The sequence below is a fragment of the Paenibacillus prosopidis genome, assembly GCF_003337375.1.
GTDB lineage: Bacteria > Bacillota > Bacilli > Paenibacillales > Paenibacillaceae > Pristimantibacillus > Pristimantibacillus prosopidis.
This window is the reverse complement of record NZ_QPJD01000050.1, coordinates 1-4120: the sequence shown is the minus strand read 5'-3', so window position 1 is coordinate 4120 and position 4120 is coordinate 1. Positions and strand designations below refer to the sequence as shown.

The window sequence follows — 4120 nt, the reverse complement described above, 5'->3', positions numbered from 1 at the left end:
GCGAGCCTATTGGCGAAATCAGTGGCAGCAATCGATTTAATCGGAATGGCGATACCTGGTGGCTTATTAGTTAAGTCGGGGGCCAAATTAGCGATTAAGGGCGCGATCAAAGCCTCTAAATATTTGAAGGAACCAGCGAAAGCCATTGCCCGTGAAGCGAAGAAGAAGGCAACCGAGGCGGTAGACAAGGCGTGGGGCTTCGCGAAGGGGCTATTTGGGGGCGGGAAGAAATCTGGTACAGTACACTTTAAGGGGAAGGGTAATCCTGTACCTACTAAAGCGGGTGGAGGAAGCGACCCTAATAATTTTGTTAATGAACATGCTAAAAAGCATATGTACGACTCGAAAAGACCTTCTACACCAAATAGGTCACAATATGGAGAAGATGTTGATGTTAGACAACTAAGACAGGACACCATGAATAATCCAGACAAAGCATACTCCAACTGGCCCGGTAATCCCAATAATCCTAATAAGCAAAGAATTACAAAATACTACAAGGAGTATGATGGTAACATTAGTACGCCAGATACTCCAACGGGAAGCCATAGAGTGTTTAACAACTTAGACAATCCCAGAAGCAGTTCTCACTTTCCATATGTTCCAAGAAATTAGATGATAGTAGGTGTTGATAAATGTCTCAAATGCTATACCATGCGATTTTACCTGAATACCACGAACATAACGTTTCGATTGATGAGGTTTTGAAAAGTGGGATTAGCCACTTAACAAAATCAAATTATTGGTATGGGAATGGAGGAGAGGTAAAGCTACATTTAACTAATCAATTCAGACCGTTAGGAACACCTTTATGGATTGATTTCAAGATAGCTGTTGGTATTAATCTTTATCCTCATAAACCAAGGTCATTTTGTTTTCCAGTGTTTTCTGATAAAATATTGGTTTTTGATGGTGATATTTCAATGTCAATCTACGACCAAGCATTTTATGAAGATTTGAAAGATACTGATGAGGAAGCATTGAATTTTGACACAGGTAAAAGTATCGAACATTGGATTAAATTGTACTGGGATAGCATGTTGACGCTTGAGGAGTATAATGCAAAAAAAACTTATCCCAAGCCAGAAGTGCTGATTTTTGAAGCAATTCCTAAAGAAATTATTCAACTATGTGAGGTATAATCGTTATAAAACCTTGATTGGCTTTAAGCCTTTCAAGGTTTCTTTTTTGATGGGGCTACTCATTGCCGAATGACCCCTCATTCAACCCAATAACACTAAAGATTTCTCTAATTCGTTTGTGCGTACTAAACTTGAATTTTACATCCTAAATGAATTGCATGACGGACTGTACGACAGCGCGTTGTCAGCATGCGTTTGTATATACGGCCCTGAAGAAAACCCCGCCCCGTCCAATCGTAAAGCCGAGCGGAGGCAAGAGCTTTACCGCCTATAGCGGAGCCAATAAACAAGCGGCGATGAAACAAGATATTATGAAGCCGACACCGAAGGTAAATACCTTTGCGAAATCCAAATGCGAGTTATTGGCGAAATCAGTGGCGGCGATCGATTTAATCGGAATGGCGATCCCTGGAGGCTTATTAGTTAAGTCGGGGGCCAAACTAGCGATCAAGGGCGCGATTAAAGCTTCCAAGTGTTTGAAGGAACCAGCGAAAGCCATTGCCCGCGAAGCGAAGAAGAAGGCAACCGAGGCAGTAGACAAGGCATGGGGCTTCGCAAAGGGGCTATTTGGGGGCGGGAAGAAATCTAAAACAATATCGAGTAAAACTGGTTATTTAAAATTAGATTTACAGATGTTTGCAAGTAATAAGGGGACGGGAAAAGTTAAGTGGAATAACGGATACCGATCCCCAGATGGGAAATTTGCTAAACCTACTGGTTCAGGAAGAAGTGGAGCAGATGCAGAGGAAGCTGCTTGGAAGGCTATTGAGAGTAAAAAAGGTTGGGAAGTAACTAGAGGTAGGGTACATGTACGTGATAGTACTGGTCAATTAAGGGTGTATGATGGAGTTGCTAAATCACCAAGTGGCAGAACTATAGGTCTAGAAGTGAAATTAGGTTCTGCAACTAAAACACCTCAACAACGGGCGTTTGATAACAGGCTTAATAGTAGTCGAAATAATAAAGCGTTCGGTGTAGGGAATAATAAAGGTATTACTGTTGATAGAAGTATTACAATTAGAAAGTAGTGAGTATATGGTCGATTCAAAGAAATGGGATATGATAATAAAAGAGTTTCTTGATTATCATATGGATGAAGAAATGTTAAGGCTTGGGTATAAACGTAGGAAAACAAGTTTAAAATACGAAAGAAAAGTAGACGAAACAAAACAGATTATTGAAATCGTCAGGCATTTTAATCCAAGTTATAAGAAAGATTCTGATGTTCATATTTATCCAATGGTGCAGATTGAAAACTTTAAAATAAGTTCAATTGCACTAGATATGGTGGGAAATGTAGAATTACTATCGAACTCTCCCGAGGTGATTATAAGACAACCCATTGACTTGCTTGCCCCAAAAGAATATAGAAACCAGTGGTATGTTTCAGGTGAAGATCAGTTAGTTACAACTCTTAAGGAAATAAAAGGATTTGTTCTTAATTGGGTGATCGTGTTTTTGGATCAATATTCTTCCCCCGAAGGTATTGTTAAAGGTTATAGGGAGAATGACTCTCGACCAGCAAATACTGAACGGTGGTACATTTACGTCGCTGCTTCCTACTATTGTTTAGGTGACTTGAAGGGCGCATTAAATGTCTTAAAAGAGGAATTTAACTCGTTAGGAAAACAAAAAAGATACTCTAATGCATTCGATTATTTAGTCAGTCGTTTGGAAATGGAGTAAACCCTTGAGGACCTTGATTGGCTACATGCCTTTTAAGGTTTCTTTTTTTTGGATGATAACCTGACAAAATAACCCCTTCATTAAGGCGAGCTATCCCTCTATCCTGAACGTCCGGATTATTTAATTGAGCCGGTCGGAGAGGCTTCCTATGTATATGATACCGTAGGAAACCGGACCGCAATGCATGCAGACGGTCAGGAAACGATGTCCTTTGTATTTGCCCCTGGCGGATTGGCTGGAGATGAATACATTATCTTTGATCGAGTGTCCACCGTCGCCTCCTTACCAGAAGAATTAAGATTATTTAAGGAGTTCACTAAAAAATTGACCAAAGGGTTTACATAAGTGGGAAGATATTATGTAGGACCGGAAGCCAAAGCGCTTTCCGGTCAAATAAGACTTATAACAATTAATATAAACCAATCTCCCGAGTACGATTTGAAAATCACTTAAAATTATTATACCTTGATTGGCTTTGTGCCTCTCAAGGTTTCTTTGGCCTGCAGCCTCGCGCAATATTATGAAGCGGAAGGGGACATAGTCGCCCGCAAAAGCATCGGATTGCAAGGACGCAAGATGCAGGGGTATGAAGGAAATATTCAGACGCGCGGCGGACTGCTGTATTATATGACCGATGCTATTGGCAATGTCATGGACTTGACGGACCGAACGGGAGAAACGGCGATGCAGTACCGTTACGATGTCTTCGGAAATCTGTTTACGCAGATGGCGGCTCCCTACAACAATGTCGGTTTTACCGGAAAGACGTACGATGCGAAAGCAAGTCTGGTGGATTTTGCAACCAGGTGGTACAGTCCGAGTGAGGGACGGTTTACGACCGAGGACGATTATGAGCCAGCCTATGATCTGCCGCAGAGCTTAAACCGCTACGCATATGCCGGGAACAACCCGGTCAACTATACCGATCCAACGGGCGAATATTACTGGTGTACCGCGGTCATACGTGGAATCACCTATTCACACGCACCGCCATGTGATGATTCGAATCACCAGGTTTGGATTCCGGACCCGGTATCGAGTGGCGGCAGCACTGGAGGGGGCAGTACAGGAGGAAGCAGCGGCGGCTCGACGGGCGGCGGAAGCACCGGCGGAGGATCAACGGGCGGCGGAACACCGGTACCACAGCCAACGCCGCAGGAGATCAAGTCCCAAAAGCGGACCACACTGTTGAGCAAAACCGGCAGTGCCAAATCCAAGACCGCATCGCTAAGCAAATCCGGAACAACCGTCAAGCCTGCGTTTGGGTATACGGCCGTGAAGAAAACTCCGCC

5 protein-coding genes are annotated in these 4120 nt (G+C 43.0%); all 5 read left to right on the top strand.

Going from position 1 to position 4120, the window contains the following annotated elements:
* Positions 1-45: 45 nt before the first annotated feature.
* Positions 46-615, top strand: a complete 570-nt coding sequence (locus DFP97_RS31845) for a hypothetical protein (protein ID WP_245976656.1) — start codon at positions 46-48, stop codon at positions 613-615.
* A gap of 20 nt (positions 616-635) precedes the next feature.
* Positions 636-1142, top strand: a complete 507-nt coding sequence (locus tag DFP97_RS29985; RefSeq protein WP_114384318.1) for an immunoglobulin domain-containing protein — start codon at positions 636-638, stop codon at positions 1140-1142.
* A gap of 296 nt (positions 1143-1438) precedes the next feature.
* On the top strand, positions 1439-2170 hold the full coding sequence (locus tag DFP97_RS29980) for a hypothetical protein (protein WP_147275127.1): 732 nt from the start codon (positions 1439-1441) through the stop codon (positions 2168-2170).
* Positions 2142-2828 (top strand): hypothetical protein, encoded by a 687-nt coding sequence (locus tag DFP97_RS29975; RefSeq protein WP_147275126.1) that lies wholly within the window; start codon positions 2142-2144, stop codon positions 2826-2828. Before DFP97_RS29980 ends, DFP97_RS29975 begins: the two co-directional genes overlap by 29 nt.
* A 465-nt stretch (positions 2829-3293) precedes the next feature.
* Positions 3294-4120 (top strand): RHS repeat-associated core domain-containing protein (locus DFP97_RS29970; protein ID WP_181873748.1); only part of this gene is annotated, 827 nt, incomplete at its 3' end.